We start from the raw sequence: 21075 nt of genomic DNA, 5'->3' as shown, positions 1-21075 counted from the left end.
CGGACCACGTAAGGGGCCGTGTCGGGGGGTGTCCGCCCGCAGCGGTTGGCGCGTCGACGGACAGTCAGTCGGTATGACATCCCATCGCGCCGTTCCGAGGACGGACACCCCCGGCGCGGCCCCGACCCACACCCCACGGTCAGGCGAAGCGCACGCGCACCCCCACCGCCGGAGGCACAGGCAGACGGCGCGGCCCCAACGACCGCGCCCCAGCCCTCCGTCAGGACCCGTCAGTCCGAGATCAGGCCTTCCCGGAGCTGCGCCAGCGTCCGGGTCAGCAGCCGGGAGACGTGCATCTGCGAGATGCCGACCTCCTCGCCGATCTGCGACTGCGTCATGTTCGCGAAGAAGCGCAGCATGATGATCCGCCGCTCCCGAGGCGGCAGCTTCGCCAGCAGCGGCTTCAGGGACTCCCGGTACTCCACGCCCTCCAGCGCGGTGTCCTCGTACCCCAGCCGATCCGCCAGCGACCCCTCGCCACCGTCGTCCTCCGGCGCCGGCGAGTCCAGCGAGGACGCGGTGTACGCGTTCCCCACCGCCAGCCCGTCGACGACGTCCTCCTCGGACACCCCGAGCACAGCGGCCAGTTCGGTCACCGTCGGCGACCGGTCCAGCTTCTGCGAGAGCTCGTCGCTCGCCTTGGTCAGCGCGAGCCGCAGCTCCTGCAGCCGGCGCGGCACCCGCACCGACCACGAGGTGTCCCGGAAGAACCGCTTGATCTCCCCGACCACCGTCGGCATCGCGAACGTCGGGAACTCCACGCCCCGTTCGCAGTCGAACCGGTCGATCGCCTTGATCAGCCCGATCGTGCCGACCTGGACGATGTCCTCCATCGGCTCGTTCCGGGACCGGAACCGCGCGGCGGCGTACCGCACCAGCGGGAGGTTGAGCTCGATGAGCGTGTCACGGACGTACGCACGCTCGGGGCTGTCCTCGTCGAGCGCGGCCAGCCGCAGGAACAGGGAGCGGGACAGGGTGCGGGTGTCGATGGCGCCCGCAGCCGGAAGGACCGGGACGGGCTCGGCCGGGAGGGCCGGTGCGTCATCGATGGGGCCGAGTGAGTCGAGAGCATGGGGAGCTGTCTCGCTCTCCGCGAGCGTGAGCACCTTCGAGCTGCCCTGTTCTACGGACATGCCACCCCCTTTGGGTCGCGGGACGGTCGCGGCGGACGTCCCCGTCTGAGGAACGCAGCCTTCACCTGAATACCGGAGCCGAAGCTCCGGCAAACGCGCTTCCCGCAGAATGTCACATGTCGGCAACACGCTGTAGTGACATGTCGACATCTGAGACGCGAATCCGCCCTGCAAACAAGGGGTCTGACGGCTTGTCGGCTCTCAACTGTCGGGAACGGCCCTGATGAGCGATTCCCTCCCCACGGTGACCTCTCGCTAACGTTTGCGGTTACGCGTCGATACGGTTCGCAGACCGCAATCTCTGGAAGCTGCGCGCGAGTAGCCGCGACACGTGCATCTGCGAAACACCGAGCTCCGCACTGATCTGGGACTGCGTGAGATTGCTGTAGTACCGCAGCAGCAGGATCCGCTGCTCCCGCTCGGGCAGCTGGACGAGCAGGTGCCGTACGAGGTCCCGGTGCTCCACGCCGTCCAGCGCGGGATCCTCGTAGCCGAGCCGGTCCAGCAGCCCCGGCAGCCCGTCGCCCTCCTGGGCGGCCTCCAGGGAGGTCGCGTGGTACGACCGCCCGGCCTCGATGCAGGACAGCACCTCGTCCTCCGTGATACGCAGCCGCTCGGCGATCTCCGAGGTCGTCGGGGTCCGCCCGAAGGAGGTCGTCAGGTCCTCCGTCGCGCTGTTCACCTGCACCCACAGCTCGTGCAGCCGGCGCGGCACATGGACGGTGCGGACGTTGTCGCGGAAGTACCGCTTGATCTCGCCGACGACCGTCGGCATCGCGAACGTCGGGAACTGCACGCCCCGGTCCGGGTCGAAGCGGTCGATGGCGTTGATGAGCCCGATGGTGCCGACCTGGACGACGTCCTCCATCGGCTCGTTGCGGGAGCGGAACCGGGCGGCGGCGTAGCGCACGAGCGGGAGGTTGGCCTCGATGAGCGCCCCGCGTACGCGGTCGTGCTCCGGCGTGCCCGGCTCGAGCTCCTTGAGCTCCGCGAAGAGGACCTGCGTGAGCGCCCGGGTGTCGGCACCACGGCTGCTCCGCTGGGGGACGGCTGGAGCGGCCGGAGCGGCCGGAGCGGCTTCCGCGGGCGCGGCCTGAGCAGGGGCCACCTGGGAAGCCGGTCCCTGTGGAGCCGGTCCCTGTGGAGCCGGTCCCTGTGGAGCCGGTCCCTGTGGAGCCGGTCCCTGTGGAGCCAGTGTCTGAGGGGCCGGTGCCTGATGAGGGGACGGTGGCGGTGGCGGTGCTTGGGGAGCCGGCGCTGGATGGGACGGTGCCTGAGGTGCGGTACTGGCCAGCACGGTCAACTCCACCTCGTCATCGTCAACTCATCCGTCAACTCTTCCATCAAAAGCGGTCATAGCATCACAAGACATGTGCACTGTGTGCAAGCACCCCATAACTACGTGTTGAGGGATGAACACCGCACAAATCAACTCACGCAACACAAGAGCCCCCTGTCGCAGCGACAGGGGGCCGGGGGCGGCGGGGTTCGGAACGGTCAGAACTCGTAGTCCGCGATCACCCACGTGGCGAACTCGCGCCACAGCGCGACCCCCGCCTGGTGGTCGGGGTGCTCCACGTACCGCCGCAGCGCGTCCGCGTCGTCGCAGGCCGAGTTGATGGCGAAGTCGTACGCGATGGGACGGTCGCTGACGTTCCAGCCGAGCTCCCAGAAGCGGAGCTCCGGGATCTTGTCGCCGAGCGCGCGGAAGGCCTCGACGCCCTTCACGACGCGGGGGTCGTCGCGCTCGACGCCCTCGTTGAGCTTGAAGAGCACCAGGTGGCGGATCATCACTTTCCTCCGTTGGCGACCCACGTGGCGAAGTCGCCGAGGGCCTTGGCCGCGTCCGAAATGCCCTGGAAGCCTATCTGGACGTAGTCGGCCGCCTTGGCCGGGTCCGTGATGATCACGTACAGCGCGAAGACCACGAGGGCGTAGACGGCGACCTTCTTCGCGTTCACCGCCATCGCGGCCTCCCCTGTCACTGGTGTCCCATGCAGCGCACATGATCGCACGAAGGGCTGATCACACGAAGGGGCTGATCGCACGAAGGGCCCCGTCTGACGACGGGGCCCTTCTCGAGCGGTAGCGGAGGGATTTGAACCCTCGGTGACTTGCGCCACACTCGCTTTCGAGGCGAGCTCCTTCGGCCGCTCGGACACGCTACCGAAGGAGACCTTACAGCAAGGTGCCGCGTGCTTTGAAATCGGTATTCAGCGTCCGCGGAAGAACGCGGTGAGCAGTCCCGCGCACTCCTCGGCCAGCACTCCCTCGATCACTTCGGGGCGGTGGTTGAGCCGCCGGTCGCGGACGAGGTCCCAGAGCGATCCGGCGGCGCCGGCCTTCTCGTCGCGGGCGCCGTAGACGAGCCGGTCGACGCGGGACTGCTGGATCGCGCCGGCGCACATCGTGCAGGGCTCCAGGGTCACCACGAGGGTGCAGCCGGCGAGCCGCCACGCGCCGAGGGCGGCCGCGGCCCGCCGCAGGGCGAGGAGCTCGGCGTGGGCCGTCGGATCGTCGCCGGCCTCGCGTTCGTTGTGCCCGGCCGCGAGCACGGTCGTGCCGTCCGGCGCCAGCACGACGGCGCCGACGGGCACGTCCCCGCCCCGGACGGCCTCGGCGGCCTCGTCCAGGGCAAGCCGCATCGCGGCCCGCCAGGGATCCCGGACGGGATCCGGCGGACGCGCGGGGCCCTGGTCCGGCGGACTCGCGGGGGCGGGATCCGCCGGACTCCTGGGGACCTGATCCGGCGGACTCGCGGGGGCGGGATCCGCCGGACTAGCGGGGGCGTGGTCCGGCGAACCCTCGGAGGCTTGGTCCTGCGAACCCGTGGGCGGATCCGGCGGACCTGCGGGGACCGGATCCGGCGGACCTGCGTGGGCCTGTTCCTGTGAACCCGCGGGGACCGGATCCGGCGGACCTGCGTGGGCCTGTTCCGGCGGACCTGCGGGGACCGGATCCGGCGGACCTGCGGGGGCCTGTTCCTGTGAACCCGCGGGGACCGGATCCTGCGAACCTGCGGGGACCGGATCCGGCGGACCCGCGGGGACCGGATCCGGCGGACCCTCGGCGGCGCGACCGGTCAGCGGACGGTCTCCAGGGTCTCCGAGGCGCCCAGGGACTCGGCGATCTCGGTGACGGCGTCCGTCGACATCAGGCGCAGTTCCTTCTCGCTCACGCCGAGGTCGTCCAGGATCAGCGGGTCGCCGACCGGGCCGTGCGGCACGTCGGCGGCCCCGGCGGTCCCGGCACCGGCCTCGGCATCGTCGTCGTCCTCGTCGGATTCACCGTCCTCGGTGCCGTCGAGGTCCAGGGCGTCGAGGTCGTCCCCGTCGTCCGGGTCGCGGCCGAGCAGCTCGTCGGTGAGGAGGATCTCGCCGTAGCTGCTGCGGGCAGCGGCGGCGGCGTCCGAGACGTAGATGCGAGGGTCCTCCTCGCCGTCCACGCGGACCACGCCGAACCAGGCGTCCTCCTGCTCGATGAGCACGAGCACCGTGTCCTCGTCGGGGGAGGCTTCACGGGCCAGGTCGGCCAGATCCGACAGGGTTTCCACATCGTCGAGCTCTGTGTCGCTCGCTTCCCACCCGTCTTCGGTGCGCGCGAGCAGTGCGGCGAAGTACACCGTGACTCTCCCACTGGTCATAGGCGTGCCGGTTGGGGGTCCCCCCGGCGGAGGTTACGGGCGGGGAGTGCTCGTCCGAGCCCCACCCACTCGGAATCGTGGCAGAAACAAGGCGTTCAGGGGACGTCTTCGGCTCCCTGTGTTGGGCAGTTCTGTTCGCACGCCCGTTGCCGCCACCTGCGGATCGTACGCGGCTTTACCCCGCTCCACGCACGGTCAACCGCGACAGCCTCCGCGCGGTTCGTGATCTTTGCCGGAGGTTTCCTCACGCGTTTCCTACCAGCGGAAGGTGCGCATGCGCATGGCGTGGCGCAGCCGGGCCGTCTTGGCGCGGCGCGGCTGGACGCGGTCGCGCAGCTCCCGGGCCTCGGCCAGATCGCGCAGGAACCGGGCGCGACGCCGGCGGCGCTCGGCGTCGGACTCGTCGGTCCCGTCCGTCTGGTCGGGCTCCGGGCCCGCCCCCGGCCGTATGCGCGGTGACGGATCGTCTCGGAAATCCCGGTCGGGCATCTGGTTCACCACCCCCAGTCCGTCTTTCCCACTTTCCCCCGGACGGGCGGTTTGACGCCAGCGTTCGGGTGACGGCCGGACGGCGGCCTTGCCGTGCTGTCCGGGGCGCCCCGCCCGGTTAATGTTGTGGACATGCGTCTCCACGTCGTCGACCACCCTCTGGTCGCCCACAAACTCACCACGCTGCGCGACCAGCGCACCGACTCCGCGACCTTCCGCCGTCTCGCCGACGAGCTGGTCACCCTGCTCGCCTACGAGGCCACGCGTGACGTGCGCACCGAACAGGTCGACATCCGGACGCCGGTCGAGCGGACCACGGGCGTCAAGCTGTCGCACCCGCGGCCGCTGGTGGTGCCGATCCTGCGCGCCGGGCTCGGCATGCTGGACGGCATGGTCCGGCTGCTGCCGACCGCCGAGGTGGGCTTCCTCGGCATGATCCGCAACGAGGAGACGCTGGAGGCCTCCACGTACGCGACGCGGATGCCGGAGGACCTGTCGGGGCGTCAGGTGTACGTGCTCGACCCGATGCTCGCCACCGGCGGCACGCTGGTCGCGGCCATCCGTGAGCTGATCCGGCGCGGCGCCGACGACGTGACCGCCGTGGTGCTGCTGGCCGCCCCCGAGGGCGTCGAGATCATGGAGCGCGAGCTGGCCGGCACGCCGGTGACGGTCGTGACCGCCTCGGTCGACGAGCGGCTGAACGAGCACGGCTACATCGTGCCGGGCCTCGGCGACGCGGGGGACCGGATGTACGGGGCCGCCGAGTAGGACCCGGGACCTGGAGGCAGGCCCTAACAGCCCTCCTGCGTGGGCGCCGGTTCGGGCCTGGCCAGCTTGGTCAGTGCCCGGTCGGCGTCCTGCTGTTTGGCCAGCTCCTTGAAGCCGTCCCCGATGACGAGGTCGACGGCAGCGCCCTTGCGGGCCGCCTCGGCGCGCCGTTCGGCGCCCGGGAGCTGGGTGCCGAGCACGGGCAGCGCGGTGTCGAGGGCGGCGGCGGGGCCGAGGAGCAGTCCGGTGCCCTTGACCTTCTTGTCGTACTGCTTGGTCGCGTTGCCCACGTCGCCGATCTTGAAGCCGCGCTTCTTCAGCTCGTCGGCGGTCTTCTTCGCCAGGCCGCCGCGGGTGGTGGCGTTGAGCACGTTGACGGTGATCGTGCGCGGCTGGGGCAGGGGCTTGGCGCTGGGCGAGGGGCTCGCCTTGGTCTTGACGCCGCAGTCCGTGCCGTCACCGGCCGCCGAAGCCTTTCTGCCGCCGCCGGTGAAGACGTCGATGAGCTGCAGCGTGCCCCACCCGCCCACGCCGAGGACGACGACGGACGCGACGGTCAGGCCGACGAGCCTGCCGCGCCGCCGGGGCCGGCGCATCCGGGGGTACTTGTTGCCCGTGATGCGGTACTTGCCGCCCATGCCGGGGGGAGTCAGCATGCTCATGAGCGCAGCGTAGTGCGCCCGGGCGGCGATGCCTACTAGATGATCATTCGACGTCGCCCAGCGGAACCCGAAAGGGCCAACCCGCGACGGGCGGGGATCAGTCGAGCTCGAGCACGCGCGCGTGCAGCACCTGACGCTGCTGGAGTGCCGCCCGCACCGCGCGGTGCAGCCCGTCCTCCAGGTACAGGTCGCCCTGCCACTTCACGACGTGCGCGAAGAGGTCGCCGTAGAACGTGGAGTCCTCGGCGAGCAGTGTTTCCAGATCGAGCTGACCCTTGGTCGTCACGAGCTGATCGAGGCGGACCGGGCGCGGCGCGACGTCCGCCCACTGCCGGGTACTTTCCCGGCCGTGGTCGGGGTACGGCCGGCCGTTTCCGATGCGCTTGAAGATCACACGGAAAGCCTACCGGTCAAGACCTTCCGGGCGCAGCCATGGCGAGCGAGTGCGACGCTTAAAAAATCAATACAAGGCGGTACGAACCCGGAACAGGTGCGTGAATATGCCGGATCGCGAGACCACGCCGTCGGCGACGGCTCCGGAAGTGTCCGAGCGTGCCGCCGCCCTCCCCCAGGACGCGTTGCGGATCGCCTCCGGCTACGCGTTCACCGGCCCGGCCCTGCACCTGGGCGCCCTGCTGTGGGACGGGGAGTGCCTGCCGGACGCGCAGATCCGGGTGCCGCTGGCGATGCTCAACCGCCACGGCCTGGTCGCGGGCGCCACCGGCACCGGCAAGACCAAGACGCTCCAGCTGATCGCCGAGCAGTTGTCGGCCCAGGGCGTGCCCGTCTTCCTCGCCGACATCAAGGGCGACCTCTCCGGGATCGCCGCGCCGGGCCGCCAGGATGCCCGGGTCGAGGGCCGGGCCGCGGACGTCCACCAGAGCTGGACGGCGACCGGCTTCCCGGCCGAGTACTACGCCCTCGGCGGCATCGGGCGCGGCATCCCCGTCCGGGCGACGGTCACCGGGTTCGGTCCGGTGCTGCTGGCCAAGGTGCTGCGGCTGAACCGGACCCAGGAGCAGTCCCTCGCGCTGATCTTCCACTACGCCGACAGCAAGGGCCTGGAGCTGATCGACCTGAAGGACCTCAGGGCGGTCGTGACCTTCCTGACCTCGGACGGGGGCCGGCAGGAGCTGAAGACGATCGGTGGTCTGTCGGCCGCCACGGCCGGGGTGATCCTGCGGTCCCTGACGGCCTTCGAGGCGCAGGGCGCGTCCGACTTCTTCGGCGAGCCGGAGTTCGACACGACCGAGTTGCTGCGGACGGGTGACGACGGACGCGGCACCGTCTCCGTCCTGGAGCTGAGCGCCGTACAGGACAGGCCGCAGCTGTTCTCGACCTTCCTGATGTGGCTGCTCGCCGACCTCTTCCACGATCTGCCCGAGCTCGGCGACGTCGACAAGCCGCGGCTGGTGTTCTTCCTCGACGAGGCGCACCTGCTGTTCGACGACGCCTCTGAGGCGTTCCTGGAGTCGATCACGCAGACCGTGCGCCTGATTCGCTCCAAAGGGGTCGGCGTCTTCTTCGTGACGCAGACGCCGAAGGACGTACCCGCCGACGTCCTCGCCCAGCTCGGCAACCGGGTGCAGCACGCGCTGCGGGCCTTCACCCCCGACGATCAGAAGGCCCTGAACGCCACGGTGAAGACCTTCCCGAAGTCGCCCTACGACCTCGAAGAGGTGCTGACCAACCTGGGGACGGGCGAGGCGGTCGTGACGGTGCTCAGCGAGAAGGGCGCGCCGACGCCGGTCGCGGCGACCCGGCTGCGGGCGCCCGAGTCGCTGATGGGCCCGCTCGGGCAGGACGCCCTGGAGCGGGCTGTCGCGGAGTCCCCGCTGTACGAGCGGTACGCGCAGGCAGTGGACCGGGAGTCGGCGTACGAGCGGCTGGAGCGCGGGCGCGGCGCGAAGGGCCCCGACGAGATGCGGGACGCCGCTCCCCGGAAACCCCGAGAACCCCGGGCAGAGGAACCGCAGTCCGCTGTGGAGCAGGTGGTCGGAAGCGGGGTGTTCCAGTCCCTGGCCCGGTCGGTGGGGACGCAGATCGGGCGGGAGATCACGAGGTCCCTGTTCGGCACGGCCCGGCGATCGGGACGGCGGAGGCGGTAGGCGGGCGGGGCCTTCGGGAGACGGGGGCGCGCGGCCGGGCGGCCGGGCCGAGGGCGTCCTCAGGGCGGCGGAGGCGGTAGGGGGCGGGGCCTTCGGGAAACGGGGGCGCGCGGCCGGGCGGCCCCGACCGAGGGCGTCCTCAGGGCGGCGGAGGGTGTCAGGGCGGGCGGCGGAGCCCTTGGGTCGGCGGTGGCCTCAGGCTGGGCGGATCCTCCGCTCGCCCGAGCCACAAGGCCCCCGGATTCCCGGGTTGGCGGGGCCCTCAGGTCACCGGAGCTCTCAGGCTGGGCGGATCCTCCGGTCGCCCGAGCCACAAGGCCCCCGGATTCCCGGGTTGGTGGGGCCCTCAGGTCACCGGAGCTCTCAGGCTGGGCGGATCCTCCGGTCGCCCGAGCCCTCAGGTCTCTGATTCCCCGGGTCGCCGGGTCGCCGGGTCGCTGGGTCGCCGGGTCGCCGGGTCCTCGGGCAGTCCGAGTGCTCAGGCGGCGGGGTCGGCCCTCAGGCCGCCGTGGCCCTCAGGCCCTCGTATTCCTCAGGCCGGCGGAGGCGGCGGTGTGCCTCCGCCGGCCTCCGGGTGGGTCAGCCGCGGTCCGCTCTCCTTCCCTTCGGGGGCTGCTGCGGCTTGTGCGTGTCGGGATCGGGGTGGGGCTTGGGGGTGCTGCGGGCGGCCTCCGCGCGCAGGAGGGCGCGCAGGACGGCGTACGGGTCCTGAAGCATGGCTGGGTACCTCCTCGTTCCTCGTCGTGCTGGTTCCGTGCGGGACGGACGGACCGGGGCGGGGCCGGTCCTGTCAGCAGCGCAGGACCTCGGAGCGCAGGGGACGAGGGTCGAGCCGCGGGCTCGGCGGTACGGGAACCGGGTGCTGTGCGGTGGACCCGGGCCCGGGGCCCGGGAGCGGGTCGGGGCTCAGCGGGTCGGGGCTCAGCGGGACGGCGGCGGTGCGGCGGGCGGTCCGGGCCGGTGGGCGCAGGGCGGTGCAGAGGAGGTCGCACTCGACGGTGGTGCTCTCACCGGAGACACCCGCCGTCCACCCCGTGTGGGCTTCCGCGTGCGCGCCCGGCACGAGCAGGGCGAGCAGCAGGACGAGCACCCGCAGCCAGGCGTGTCGACGCGGGCTGCGGGGGACCGGCTGAGGTGCGGGGGTCACCGGAGGTCACTCCCCGCCGCGGCCACGCCGTTCATCCCGGCGGCTGCGAGATTGGCCCGCCCGGCCCATGCCGGTGCCCGGGTCGCGGGGGTTCTCCGCGGAGGGCTCCGGGCCGTGCGGGTCCGTGGGCCAAGGGTCCTGCGGGCCGGGCCGTGCGATCCGTTCGTGGGGGTCGGCGGCCCGGGGCGCCTGCGGGTCGTACGGCCAGTGGTCCGGGGGCACGGGCGGCGTGTGGCTGTGCCGTTCGTGCTGGTCACGGGAGTGGGGGCCGTCCGGGCCCGGACCCTGCCGGACAGGGGGTTCCAGGCCCAGGGGTGCGCGGTCGCGGTCGGTGTCGTGTTCCCGGCCCCGGGGGGAGCCGCTCGGTGGCTCGGCCATGGTTCATGCTCGGCCCCGGCCCGAGGGACTCGCCACCCGGGCCGGGCCAGGCGGACGACGGGCGCCAGGCCCCGCACACGGCTTGGCGGTCAGGGCACGGCCGAGCGGACAGGGGCTGGCGGACACGGCCGAGCGCTCCCGGCCCGGCTGTCACGGCCGAGCGGTCACGGCCGAGCGGTCCCGGCCGAGCGGTCACGGCCCGGCTGTCACGGCCGAGCGGTCCCGGCCCGGCCGACACGGCCCGGCTGTCACGGCCGAGCGGTCCCGGCCGAGCGGTCACGGCCCGGCTGTCACGGCCGAGCGGTCCCGGCCGAGCGGTCCCGGCCCGGCTGTCCCGGCCCGGCTGTCACGGCCGAGCGGTCCCGGCCCGGCTGTCACGGCCGAGCGGTCCCGGCCCGGCTGTCACGGCCCGGCCGACACCGCCTAGCTAGCTAGCTAGAAGACCGATGAAGATCTTGCTCCGGCCGCCGGGATCGCCCCGGATTGCCGGTAAATGTCAATCACCACGAACCGGTGCAAGCCGGGCGCAGTTCCAAGATCTTCAGGACACTCCCAGACTAGGAGCCGGACGCCTTCGCCGCCTTCGCCGCCGCCTTCATCTCCTGCTTGTGCGCTCTGACCTTGACCAGGGACTCGGGGCCGGTGATGTCGGCGACCGAGCGGAACGAGTCCGGCTCGCCGTAGGAGCCCGCCGCCTCCCGCCAGCCCGTGGGCCGGACCCCGAGCTGCTTGCCGAGCAGGGCGAGGAAGATCTGGGCCTTCTGCTTGCCGAAGCCGGGCAGTTCGGCGAGCCGCTTCAGCAGGTCCTTGCCGGTGGCGACGTCCGTCCAGACGGCCTCGGCGTCACCGTCGTAGTGCTCGACGAGGTACTGGCACAGCTGCTGGATCCGCTTGGCCATGGAGCCCGGGTAGCGGTGCACCGCGGGCTTCTGCGAGAGCAGCGCGGCGAACGCCTCCGGCTCGTGCGCGGCGATCTCGTGCGCGTCCAGGTCGTCCGTGCCGAGCCGCTGGGCGATCGTCGCCGGGCCCTTGAACGCCCACTCCATGGGGACCTGCTGGTCCAGCAGCATGCCGACCAGCGCGGCGAGCGGGCTGCGGCCGAGCAGCGCGTCGGCCTCGGGATCCTGGGCGAGGTGAAGAGTGACGTCCATGCCCCGATCATCCCCCGGGGCGGGCCCTCCCGCTGCTCAGGTGGCCCGCCAGTAGCCCAGCGCGTGCACCCGCTGCTTGGGCAGGCCCAGTTCCTTGCGGACGTACGCCGTCAGGGCCCGGGTCGTCACCGTGTCGCAGGCGATCCAGACGTAGGGGTCGGCTGTGCCCTGGAGCAGGGCGGGCAGGTCCGACTTCACGCGGTCGACCAGGTGGGCGCCGGAGTCCTGGCGCGGCACCTTGTGCAGCTCGTGCCGGTCCGGGTCGGTGCGGAACGGCAGGTCGTCGTCGCCGCCCTCGAACCAGACGGTGGCCGGGGCGGAACCCAGGGCGTCCAGGAGGGAGTTGATGGCCGGCAGCGAGGCCGGGTCGCCGACGGCGAAGACGTGCGAGGGCGCGGGGTCCGGGTGGTCGAAGCCGGTGCCCTGGACGGTCGCCTCGATGGTGTCGCCCGGCTTCGCCGCCCTGGCCCAGTCGCTGGCGCGCCCCTCGTGCAGGGCGAACTCCAGGCCGAAGGTGCCGGCCTCGGCGTCCGGGTCGACCAGGGTGTAGGCGCGCTGGTGCGGCTTGCCCGCGTTGTCGAACCACAGCCGTACCCACATCGTGGGGTGCACTCCGGTGGCGGCCAGCAGACCGCCGTCGGTGAAGCGCAGCCGCCGGTACTCCGGGGTGACGTCCTCGATGTCCGTCACCGTGAATTCAAAGTCCTTGCCGCGCATCAGTTTGAGGACCGCGCCCTCCCAACCCCGCCCCTGCCCCATCGCTTTTCCGCCCCTTCGCGTACGATTCGGCCACAGCTTTGACTTAGGCAAGCCTAACCTAAAGAGAGGGGGGCGCAGCGTGGCCACCGAGATCTATCGTGACGCCTGGGGCATTCCGCATCTGCGCGCGGGCAGCGCGGCCGAACTCGCCCATGCGCAGGGCCTCGTCACCGCCCGCGACCGGGCCTGGCAGCTGGAGATCGAGCGCCACCGGGCGCAGGGCACCTCGGCGTCCTTCCTCGGCGGGAGCGCCCTGGCCTGGGACCGGTTCGCCAGACGGGCCAGAGTCGACGACACCGCGAGACGCTGCTTCGCGGACCTGGAGAGACGGGAACCCGGGACGGCGCAATGGGTACGCGCGTACGTCGACGGGGTCAACGAGGGCCTGGCCGACAGCACCGCCCCCGAGTTCGCCCGCACCGGTCTCACCCCGGGCCGCTGGGAACCCTGGACCCCGCTCGGCGTCTGGCTCGCCGCCCACATCCTCTTCGCCGGGTTCCCGGCCAAGCTCTGGCGCGAGCAGGTCGCCGCGCACCTGGGCGCGGACGCCGTCGGCCTCTTCGCCACCGACGGCCCCGGCACCTCCGGCAGCAACGGCTGGCTGGTCGGCGGTGAGCGGACGGTCACCGGGCAGGCGGTCATCGCCGGCGACCCCCACCGCTGGATCGAGGACCCGGGCGTCTACCAGCAGATCCACCTGTCCTGCCCCGAGTTCGACGTCGTGGGCCTGGCCGTCCCCGGCGTTCCCGGCATCGCCCACTTCGGGCACACCGGCTCGGTCGCCTGGGCCATCACCAACGCCATGGCCGACTACCAGGACCTCTACCGGGAGCGGCTGCGGCGTACCGGCGCCGGGGTGGAGGCCCTCGGCCCGGACGGGGTCTGGCGGCGGGCCTCCCGGCACACGGAGACGATCGAGGTGGCGGGCGAGGAGCCGGTCGAGGTCGAGGTCGTCGAGACCGGCCGGGGCCCGGTGATCATCGGCGGCCCCGAGGGCATCGACGGCGATCCGACGGACCTGGCGTACGACGGCGGGCGGGCCGATTCCGCGGATCCCGCCGATTCCGTCGTTCCCCCGTATCCCGCCGGCCCCACCGATTCCGCCGCCTCCCTCGCCCCGCCCGTGGCCATCAGCCTGCGCTACCCGCCCCGCGTCACCGGCGACCTCGGCTTCGGCGCGCTGCTGCCGTTGCTGCGGGCCCGTCGGGTGGCCGATGTCGACCGGGCCTTCGACCGCTGGGCCGAGCCGGTCAACGTCGTCCAGGCGGCCGACACCGAGGGCGGTGTCCTGCACCGCGTGGCCGGGCGGGTGCCAGTGCGCGCCGAGGCCAACTCCCTCCGGGCGGTGCCCGCCTGGGTGCCGGGCCACGCATGGCAGGGCTGGCGCGTGCCGCCGCGCGCCGGGCTCACCGACGGCGTCGCCGTCATGGCCAACCAGCGTGGCCCGGCCGAACCCCTCGGCGTCGAGTTCGCCCCGCCGCACCGCGCCGACCGCATCGCCGCGCTGCTCGCGGGCAAGGAGCGCTGGTCCGCCGCCGACATGCCCGCCCTCCACACGGACACCCATCTGGCCTCCGCCTCACCCCTCCTGGACCACCTCGACGCCCTCGACGACCTCACCCCCGAGGCCGCCGCCCTCCGGGACCGACTCCGCGGCTGGGACCGCCGCATGGACGCCGGCAGCGCCGACGCGGCCCTCTACGCGGCCGTGCGCGGAGCGGTCGTACGGCGGCTCGCGGCGCACCCGGCGTTCGCCGCGCTCACCACACCGCCGGCGTACCCGGAGGTGTTCCAGCCCTGGCTCGCCCTCGTCCCCCGGGTCGGCTTCGCCCTCGAACACCTGCTGCGGGCCGAGGACCTGTACGGAATCGACCGCCCGGCGGCCGTCCGTGCCGCCGTCGAGGACGTGGCCCTGCGCCCGCCGGCCGGTGTCTGGGGCGACACCCACCGCCTCGCCCCCTGGCGGGCCCTGGAGCCGGAGCAGCCGTACGACGAGCCGGGGCTGTCCGGCGACCACGACTGCGTGCTGTGCACCTCCGGCGTGCCGGGCCTCACCGACCGCGCCGCCCGGGGCCCGGCCGCCCGCTACGTCTGGGATCTGGCCCGGCGCGAGGACAGCCGCTGGGTGGTCCCGCTCGGCGCCTCGGGCGTCCCCGGCTCGCCCCACCACCGCGACCAGCTGCCGCTCTGGCTCGCGGGAGACCTCGTCCCGGTCGTCACCGACTGGACCCGGCTGAAGAAGGAAACCGATGTCTGACCCGTACGCCTCCCGCACACCCGTCCACACGCAGGTGATCGACGGCTTCGGCACCGTCCGCGTCCTGCCGCTCGCCCCCGGGGCCGACGCCGCGGTGGTCCACCGGTGGGTCCGTGAGGACCGGGCCGCCTTCTGGGGCATGACCGGACTGACCGAACAGCAGGTCGCCGGGATCTACGCCCACATGGCCACGCTCGACACCCACCACGCCCACCTCGTCGTCCGCGACGGCGAACCGGTCGCGCTCCTGCAGACCTACGAGCCGGAGGCCGACCGGGTGAGCGAGTGCTACGAGGTCCGCCCCGGCGACATCGGCGTCCACCTGCTCCTCGCCCCCGCCGGACCGGGCGGCGCCCGACCCGGATGGACCGCGCGGCTGGTGGCGGTCATCACCGGATACGTCCTGCTCGGCCTGGACCGCCGACGGGTCGTGGTCGACCCGGACGTGCGCAACGAGAAGGCCGTCGCCCGTTTCCTCAAGCTCGGCTTCGCCGCCGGGCCGGTGGTGGTGCTGCCGGAGATCGACCTCCCGGACGTGTACCTGCCGGAGAAGAAGGCCCAGCTCGCCTTCCTCGACCGGGAGATACTGTTCCCCGCGTGACCCCAGAGGACCTCATCGCCCACTACGGCCTCGAACCGATCCCGCGCGAGGGCGGCCTGTACCGCCAGACCTGGGCCGGCCCCGAACGCCCCGACGGCAGGCCGGAGGGCACGGCGATCGTCGCGCTCCTGACAGCGGGCGACTTCTCCGCCCTCCACCGCCTGCCGACGGACGAGATCTGGCACTTCTACCGGGGCGACCCCCTGGAGCTCCTCCTGCTCGCCCCGGACGGCAGCCCGAGGACGGTGGTCCTCGGGCCGGACCTCCTCGATGGCCAGCACGTCCAGTTCACGGTCCCGGCGGGCACGTGGATGGGCGGCAGGGTGCGCGGAGCCGGGCAGTGGACCCTGTTCGGCTGCACGATGGCGCCCGGCTTCACGTTCGACGGTTACGAGCACGGGGACGCCGCGGAGCTGACGGCCCGCTATCCGGCGGTGGCCGACGAGATCGCGGGGCTGTCCAGGCCCGGCTCCTGAGCCCGGTGGGCAAGGCACCTCTCTCGAGCCCGGTGAGCACTACACCGATCCCGTCCGTACTTCACTCGTAGCCGTACAGCCCGACCCCGGAGACCCACGTGGACCAACGGCGGAACGAGGATCGCAATGCCGGACATACCCGGCGATTCCAAGCCTTGGTGCTGCTCGGCACCGTGCTGGTACTGCTCCTCGCCGGAGCAGCCCCCGCCTCCTCCCACTCCGCCCTCCGCGGCACCGACCCCGACGACGGATCCGTTCTCAAGCAGGCCCCCCGCCACGTCACCCTGACCTTCACCGAGTCCGTGGGGCTGCTCGACGACTCCTTCCGGGTCTTCGGCCCCGACCAGCGCCGGGTCCACACCGACGAGGCCACGCACGCGGACGGCCGCTCCGACACCGCCCGGGTCGGACTGCCCGGCAAGCTCGCCCAGGGCACGTACACGGTGGCCTGGCGCGTGGTCTCCGCCGACAGCCACCCCGTCTCCGGCGCCTTCAGCTTCTCCGTGGGGAATCCGTCCGCGACCACGGGGCAGCTCGACACGGGCCCCGCCGAGGACCCGCTCACCGGCGGCCTCCACGACGCCGCCCGCTACCTCGCCTATCTCGCCGCCGCGCTGCTCGTCGGCCTGGCCGCGTTCGCGCTGCTGTGCCGGCCCGCGGACACGTCCCCCCTGCGCAGGCCGCTGGTGGCCGCCTGGTGGACGCTGCTGGGCTCGACGGTCGTCCTGCTCCTGCTGCGCGCTCCCTACGAGGCGGGCACGGGCCCGGCCGCCGCCTTCGACGCCGCCGCCCTCGGCCGCACGCTGACCGGCCGCCCGGGCGAGGCCCTGCTCGCGCGGCTGATCGTCCTCCTGCTGACCGCCGTCTTCCTGATCCGGCTGTCCAGGCGCCGTGGCCCCGAGGAGCGGCCCGCCGCCCTGGCGATCGGCACGGCGCTGGCCGCGGCCCTGGCCCTGACCTGGGCGGCGGCCGAACACGCCTCCGCCGGGATCCAGGTGCCGCTGGCGATGACGTCGTCCGTGCTGCACCTGCTGGCGACCGGCGTCTGGCTCGGCGGCCTCGTGGCGCTGCTGCTGACCCTGCGCCGCTCGGCCGGGGGCGATCTGCCGGAGGTCGTGCCCCGCTTCTCGCGGATCGCCTTCGCCGCGGTGATCGTCCTGGCCGTCACGGGCCTCTACCAGTCCTGGCGCGGCCTCGGCTCCCTCTCCGCGCTGACCGGCACGGCGTACGGCCGTCTGCTGCTCGCCAAACTCGCCGCAATATGCGTGCTGTTGCTGGTGGCCGGGTACTCGCGGCGCTGGACGGCGCTGATCGCGGCACCGGCGGTTCCGGCCCGGGCGGCCGTACCGGCACCGGTCCCGCAGCCGGTCGGCGCGCCTGCGGAAGGCCACGAAGCAGCCGAGGGACCCGGGACGGGCGAAGCGGGGCCTGCCTCCGAGGAATCCGAGGAACCGGAGCCGCCCGGCGGCCCGGTGAAGCCGGGATCCGGCGACCCCGGCATCCGGAGCCGCCTGCGCCGCTCCGTCCTGGTCGAAGTCGCCGTCGCCGCCGTGGTGCTGATGATCACGACCGTGCTCACGGGCACGCTTCCGAGCCGGGCGCAGGCCGAGGCGGCCCAGCAGGCACCGGTGGGGGCGCTGCCGCCCACGACCGAGATCACGGTGCCCTTCGACACGGGCACGGGATCCGTGACCGGGAGCGGCAAGGTGCAGATCACCCTGGACCCGGCCCGCGTCGGCGAGAACGGCATACAGGCCCTGGTCTACGGCTCCGACAGGGGCCTGGTCGCGGTCCCCGAGGTCCGCATCACCTTCAGTCTGCCCTCTCGCGATGTCGGTCCGATCGACGCCGAACTCGCTGACCGGGGCGGCTACTGGAGCACCAACGCCGTCAACCTGCCGCTCGCCGGGAACTGGAGGATGAAGACGACCGTGCGGGTGTCGGACGTGGACCAGGTGTCGGTGGAACGCCGGGTGCGGGTGAAGCCCTAGGCAGCCGCGCCGCCACCGCGCCCGGTGCCGAGGCGCCGTCGACGAGGAGCCGTGTCATGGTTTCGGCGGCGCGGACGGCGGCGTCACCGCAGCAGTTGTTGAACAGGACGTGGACCTGCTCGGTCCGCTCGGCCAGCCGACGCACGCGGGGCAGCCACTCGGCGAGCTCGTCCTCGTCGTAGGCGTGCCGGAACCGGTCCTCCTTGCTGCCGGTGCCCCACGCGGTGCTGCGGCCGTGGAACCGGACCACCGAGAGCCGGGGTGAGGTCACGGGAGTGACGGGCGGGACGGAGGAGGGCAGCGTCTGCGTCATGTCGACGGCGACCGCGGCCATGCCGTGCCGGGTCAGCAGCGCGCCGGTCGCCTCGTCCTGCCCCGGCTCCCACCAGGAGGGATGCCGGAACTCGACGGCGACGGGCCAGCCCTCGGTCCGCTCCGCGCACTCCCGGAGGAAGGCCTCCGCCCGCTGCCCGGGCCGGAACCAGGGCGGGAACTGGAACAGCACGCTCCCGAGCTTCCCCGCCTCCCGCAGCGGCTCGATCCCGGCCGCGAACCGCGCCCACACCTGGTCGAGCACCGCCGGGTCCCGGTGGGCGGCCGGCAACCCGTCCGGCATCACCGCCGCCCGGGTGGGGTGCCCGGTGAGCAGCGAGAAAGCCTTCACGTCGAACACGAACCCGTCCGGTGTGCGCTCGGCCCCCAACCGGCGTTCCGCTCGCCCGGCAGCGCGTAGTACGAGGCGTCGACCTCGACCACGCCGAACCGCTCGGCGTAGTGCCGTAACCGCCCCTCGGCGTCCCGCCGCCCCGGCGGGTACCAGCCGCTGCCGACCAGGGCCCGGTCGGTCCAGGAACACGTGCCCACGAGGATCTGACCCATGGGGGAGCGGTTACCCGGGCCCGGCGGCGGCAGGCTCCGCTTCTCGGCCGGGGCGTCACGGTGAGACCCGTCGCATTCGGGGTAACCAGGTGATATCTGTGCAAATCCGGTGCCACGGCTGATTCTCCCCGAGAGCGAGATGACCGATCATGGAGCAGCCCGTCACCGTCGGCCGGGCCGGCCGCTCGTTCGGCGAAGAACCCGAGGTCCTCGAAGCCCTCGTCGACGCATCCCTCACGGCCCGTGTCACCCTCGACGAACAGGGCACCGTGACCGGCTGGAACGCGGGCGCCGAGCGGCTCCTCGGGTACTCGGCCGGGGAGCTGACCGGCCGCCGTGCCGCGGGTCTGCTGGCCGAGCCGATCCCGGTGCCGGGCGGTCTGGCCACGCTCGCCGGGCTGCCCCGCTGGAACGGCGACGTGGCGCTCCGGCACCGTGACGGCCGGAAACTGACGGTCGGGATCCTCGCCCACCACAGGCCGCCCGGGGCCGGTACCCCCGCCTGGCTCATCGTCTCCGCCCTGCCCGACCGGCAGCCACCGGCCGGTCTCGACGAGTCCCTCGTGAGCTGGAGCTTCGCCCAGTCCCCGTGCTGCGCCCAGGCGATCTACGACACCCGGCTGCGGCTGCGCCGGGCCAACGCCGACATGGAACGGTACGCGGGGCTCACCGAGACGGAGATGCGGGGCCTGCGCGTGTCCGAGGTCATCGACGACGACTCCGGCCTGCGGGCGGAACGCAGCATGGCCCGGGTCCTGCGCACCGGCGAGCCGGAGTACCAGGAGAACTACCTGCGGGCGCCCGGCGAGAACCACGAGCACGCCTGGTCGGTCTTCATCTCCGCGCTGCGCGACCACGAGGACACCATCCGGGGCGTCTGCCTCTCGGCGCACGACATGACCGAGCAGTTCTGGGCCCGCAAGCGCCTTCAGCTGATCGCCGAGGCCGGCCGGCGCATCGGCAGCACGCTCGACGTGACGCGCACGGCCCAGGAGCTCGCGGACGTGACCGTCCCGGTCCTGGCCGACTTCGTCAGCGTCGACCTGCTGGCCGCGCTGGACGACGCACCCGAGCCGCCCGCGCCGGCGGTTCCGGCGGACGGGCCGCTGCTGCTGCGCCGGGCCGCGCTGCGGTCGGTGACTCCGGGTGCCCCGGAGTCGGTCGTGGCGGCCGGCGCGGTCGACTCCTACCCCCCGGGCTCGATGCCCTTCGAGAGCCTGCGCACCGGGCGCCCCGCCGTGCACGAGGTGACCGACCCGGCGTTCACCGCCTGGCTCGCCCGCGACCCGGCCCGCGCCGCCCGGGTCCGGGGGTTCGGCATCCACTCCGTGATGGCCGTGCCGCTGGCCGCCCGCGGCACCACCCTGGGCGTCGCCTTCTTCGCCCGGCACCGCAACCAGGAGGCCTTCCAGCACGACGACCTGGTCCTGGCCGGGGAGTTCGCCGCCCGGGCCGCGGTCAGCATCGACAACGCCCGCCGCTACACCCGCGAGCGGGCCACCGCGGTCACACTCCAGCGCAGCCTGCTGCCGCAGCGGCTGCCCCGGCAGGCGGCCGTCGAGGTCGCCTCCCGCTACCTCCCGGCGGGCCCCCACGCCGGCGTCGGCGGGGACTGGTTCGACGTCATCCCCCTCTCGGGCGCACGGGTGGCCCTGGTCGTCGGAGACGTGGTCGGCCACGGTCTGGTCGCGTCGGCGACCATGGGGCGGCTGCGCACGGCGGTCCGCACCCTGGCCGACATCGACCTGCCCTGCGACGAACTGCTCACCCACCTCGACGACCTGGTCGCCCGCCTGAACACCGGGGAGGAGAGCGACACCGAGGGCAGGGACGCGGTTTCCGCCGAGCCCCCGAGCGACGTCGGGGCCACCTGCCTGTACGCCGTCTACGACCCCGTGACGCGGCGCTGCTCCTTCGCCACGGCCGGGCATCCCGTCCCGGCGGTGGTGAGCCCCGACGGCACCGTCGACCTCGTCGGCCTCCCGGCCGCGCCCCCGCTGGGGCTGAGCGGCCTGCCGTACGAGGCCACCGAGGTGGTCCTCCCCGAGGGCAGCCTGCTCGCCCTCTACACCAACGGCCTGGTCGAGACACCCGACCGGGACCTCGACACCGGCGTCCACCGGCTGCGAGAGGTCCTGGCCCGCCCGGCGGCCTCGCTGGACGCCCTGTGCGACACGGTCCTCACCGACCTGTTGCCGCAGCGCCCGGCCGACGACGTGGCCCTGCTCCTCGCCCGTACCCGTGCACTCGACGCGCGGCAGGTCGCCACCTGGGCGGTGCCGGCCGACCCGGCCGCGGTCGCGCAGACCCGCAAGGACGTGGTGGAGCAACTGGAACGGTGGGGGCTCTCCGACGCCGTGTTCGTCACGGAACTGGTCGTCAGCGAACTCGTCACCAACGCCATCCGGCACGCCGAGCCGCCGGTCCAGCTCCGGCTGATCCACGACTCGACCCTGATCTGCGAGGTCTCCGACGGCGGCAACACCGCCCCTCACCTGCGGCGCGCCCGCACCTACGACGAGGGCGGCCGCGGTCTGCTCCTCGTCGCCCAGCTGACCGAGCGCTGGGGCACCCGCCAGAGCGCGGTGGGCAAGACCATCTGGGCGGAACAGACCCTGACCCCCGCGTGAGGA

Annotated in this window: 21 protein-coding genes, 1 tRNA gene and 1 pseudogene; 7 read left to right on the top strand and 16 right to left on the bottom strand. The window is 73.0% G+C overall.

The features are described from left to right. Positions 1-230: 230 nt before the first annotated feature. The 8 genes from HDC93_RS06610 to HDC93_RS06570 all read right to left on the bottom strand — a co-directional run bounded on the left by HDC93_RS06610 (position 231) and on the right by HDC93_RS06570 (position 5265). Entirely contained in the window at positions 231-1133 is a 903-nt protein-coding gene (locus tag HDC93_RS06610; RefSeq protein ID WP_185008116.1) for an RNA polymerase sigma factor SigF, read from the bottom strand. A 268-nt stretch (positions 1134-1401) separates the two neighbouring features. Further along, on the bottom strand, positions 1402-2241 hold the full coding sequence (locus HDC93_RS06605) for an RNA polymerase sigma factor SigF (RefSeq protein ID WP_185008114.1): 840 nt from the start codon (positions 2239-2241) through the stop codon (positions 1402-1404). Between the two features lie 389 nt (positions 2242-2630). After that, positions 2631-2924, bottom strand: coding sequence for a Dabb family protein (locus HDC93_RS06600; protein WP_031105389.1), 294 nt, complete (start codon positions 2922-2924; stop codon positions 2631-2633). Continuing rightward, positions 2924-3100 carry a hypothetical protein gene (locus tag HDC93_RS06595; RefSeq protein WP_031105388.1) on the bottom strand — a complete coding sequence of 59 codons (177 nt, stop codon included), beginning with the start codon at positions 3098-3100 and terminating at the stop codon, positions 2924-2926. Before HDC93_RS06595 ends, HDC93_RS06600 begins: the two co-directional genes overlap by 1 nt. A 116-nt stretch (positions 3101-3216) precedes the next feature. Further along, positions 3217-3301, bottom strand: a tRNA-Ser gene (locus tag HDC93_RS06590). A gap of 45 nt (positions 3302-3346) precedes the next feature. Then, positions 3347-3778, bottom strand: coding sequence for a tRNA adenosine(34) deaminase TadA (gene tadA / locus HDC93_RS06585; RefSeq protein WP_185008112.1), 432 nt, complete (start codon positions 3776-3778; stop codon positions 3347-3349). 437 nt (positions 3779-4215) lie between these two features. Further along, complete coding sequence (locus tag HDC93_RS06575; RefSeq protein WP_185008857.1) at positions 4216-4755, bottom strand: hypothetical protein; 540 nt, start codon at positions 4753-4755, stop codon at positions 4216-4218. 276 nt (positions 4756-5031) lie between these two features. Then, positions 5032-5265 carry a hypothetical protein gene (locus tag HDC93_RS06570; RefSeq protein ID WP_185008110.1) on the bottom strand — a complete coding sequence of 78 codons (234 nt, stop codon included), beginning with the start codon at positions 5263-5265 and terminating at the stop codon, positions 5032-5034. Positions 5266-5397: 132 nt separating this feature from the next. Here HDC93_RS06570 and upp point away from each other — a divergent pair, with 132 nt between their 5' ends. Beyond that, positions 5398-6033, top strand: a complete 636-nt coding sequence (upp, locus tag HDC93_RS06565) for a uracil phosphoribosyltransferase (protein ID WP_185008108.1) — start codon at positions 5398-5400, stop codon at positions 6031-6033. A 23-nt stretch (positions 6034-6056) separates the two neighbouring features. Here upp and HDC93_RS06560 read toward each other — a convergent pair whose 3' ends face one another. Then, complete coding sequence (locus HDC93_RS06560) at positions 6057-6671, bottom strand: LytR C-terminal domain-containing protein (protein ID WP_185008855.1); 615 nt, start codon at positions 6669-6671, stop codon at positions 6057-6059. A 121-nt stretch (positions 6672-6792) separates the two neighbouring features. Beyond that, entirely contained in the window at positions 6793-7089 is a 297-nt protein-coding gene (locus HDC93_RS06555) for a type II toxin-antitoxin system VapB family antitoxin (protein WP_003999914.1), read from the bottom strand. 106 nt (positions 7090-7195) lie between these two features. On the opposite strand from HDC93_RS06555, the gene HDC93_RS06550 reads away from it, so the two are divergent. Then, positions 7196-8803, top strand: a complete 1608-nt coding sequence (locus HDC93_RS06550) for a helicase HerA-like domain-containing protein (protein ID WP_185008106.1) — start codon at positions 7196-7198, stop codon at positions 8801-8803. Between the two features lie 579 nt (positions 8804-9382). Here HDC93_RS06550 and HDC93_RS06545 read toward each other — a convergent pair. From HDC93_RS06545 to HDC93_RS06525, 5 genes are all read right to left on the bottom strand, one after another. After that, positions 9383-9520, bottom strand: coding sequence for a hypothetical protein (locus tag HDC93_RS06545; RefSeq protein ID WP_185008104.1), 138 nt, complete (start codon positions 9518-9520; stop codon positions 9383-9385). Between the two features lie 73 nt (positions 9521-9593). After that, complete coding sequence (locus HDC93_RS06540) at positions 9594-9950, bottom strand: hypothetical protein (protein WP_311774497.1); 357 nt, start codon at positions 9948-9950, stop codon at positions 9594-9596. A 6-nt stretch (positions 9951-9956) separates the two neighbouring features. After that, on the bottom strand, positions 9957-10328 hold the full coding sequence (locus HDC93_RS06535) for a hypothetical protein (RefSeq protein WP_185008102.1): 372 nt from the start codon (positions 10326-10328) through the stop codon (positions 9957-9959). A gap of 557 nt (positions 10329-10885) precedes the next feature. Further along, the gene (locus tag HDC93_RS06530; protein ID WP_185008100.1) at positions 10886-11479 is read right to left on the bottom strand and encodes an HhH-GPD-type base excision DNA repair protein; all 594 of its coding nucleotides are present in this window, start codon (positions 11477-11479) and stop codon (positions 10886-10888) included. A 36-nt stretch (positions 11480-11515) separates the two neighbouring features. Next, positions 11516-12238 (bottom strand): siderophore-interacting protein, encoded by a 723-nt coding sequence (locus tag HDC93_RS06525; RefSeq protein ID WP_185008098.1) that lies wholly within the window; start codon positions 12236-12238, stop codon positions 11516-11518. A 79-nt stretch (positions 12239-12317) separates the two neighbouring features. Between HDC93_RS06525 and HDC93_RS06520 the strand changes: the two genes are divergently transcribed. The 4 genes from HDC93_RS06520 to HDC93_RS06505 all read left to right on the top strand — a co-directional run bounded on the left by HDC93_RS06520 (position 12318) and on the right by HDC93_RS06505 (position 17563). Next, complete coding sequence (locus tag HDC93_RS06520) at positions 12318-14495, top strand: penicillin acylase family protein (RefSeq protein WP_185008096.1); 2178 nt, start codon at positions 12318-12320, stop codon at positions 14493-14495. Next, positions 14488-15096 (top strand): GNAT family N-acetyltransferase, encoded by a 609-nt coding sequence (locus HDC93_RS06515; RefSeq protein WP_185008094.1) that lies wholly within the window; start codon positions 14488-14490, stop codon positions 15094-15096. Before HDC93_RS06520 ends, HDC93_RS06515 begins: the two co-directional genes overlap by 8 nt. After that, positions 15093-15572, top strand: coding sequence for a cupin domain-containing protein (locus HDC93_RS06510; protein ID WP_185008092.1), 480 nt, complete (start codon positions 15093-15095; stop codon positions 15570-15572). The genes HDC93_RS06515 and HDC93_RS06510 overlap by 4 nt, the downstream gene beginning before the upstream one ends. 158 nt (positions 15573-15730) lie before the next feature. Next, the gene (locus HDC93_RS06505) at positions 15731-17563 is read left to right on the top strand and encodes a copper resistance protein CopC (RefSeq protein WP_185008090.1); all 1833 of its coding nucleotides are present in this window, start codon (positions 15731-15733) and stop codon (positions 17561-17563) included. On the opposite strand, the pseudogene HDC93_RS06500 reads toward HDC93_RS06505, so the two are convergent. Continuing rightward, positions 17463-18442: pseudogene (locus tag HDC93_RS06500) on the bottom strand (DUF72 domain-containing protein). The gene HDC93_RS06505 and the pseudogene HDC93_RS06500 overlap by 101 nt on opposite strands. A gap of 149 nt (positions 18443-18591) precedes the next feature. Between HDC93_RS06500 and HDC93_RS06495 the strand changes: the two are divergent. After that, on the top strand, positions 18592-21072 hold the full coding sequence (locus HDC93_RS06495; protein WP_185008088.1) for a SpoIIE family protein phosphatase: 2481 nt from the start codon (positions 18592-18594) through the stop codon (positions 21070-21072). Positions 21073-21075 lie beyond the last annotated feature (3 nt).

The organism is Streptomyces sp. AK010, assembly GCF_014207295.1.
Taxonomy (GTDB): domain Bacteria; phylum Actinomycetota; class Actinomycetes; order Streptomycetales; family Streptomycetaceae; genus Streptomyces; species Streptomyces massasporeus.
This window is presented reverse-complemented; position numbering and strand designations above follow the sequence as displayed.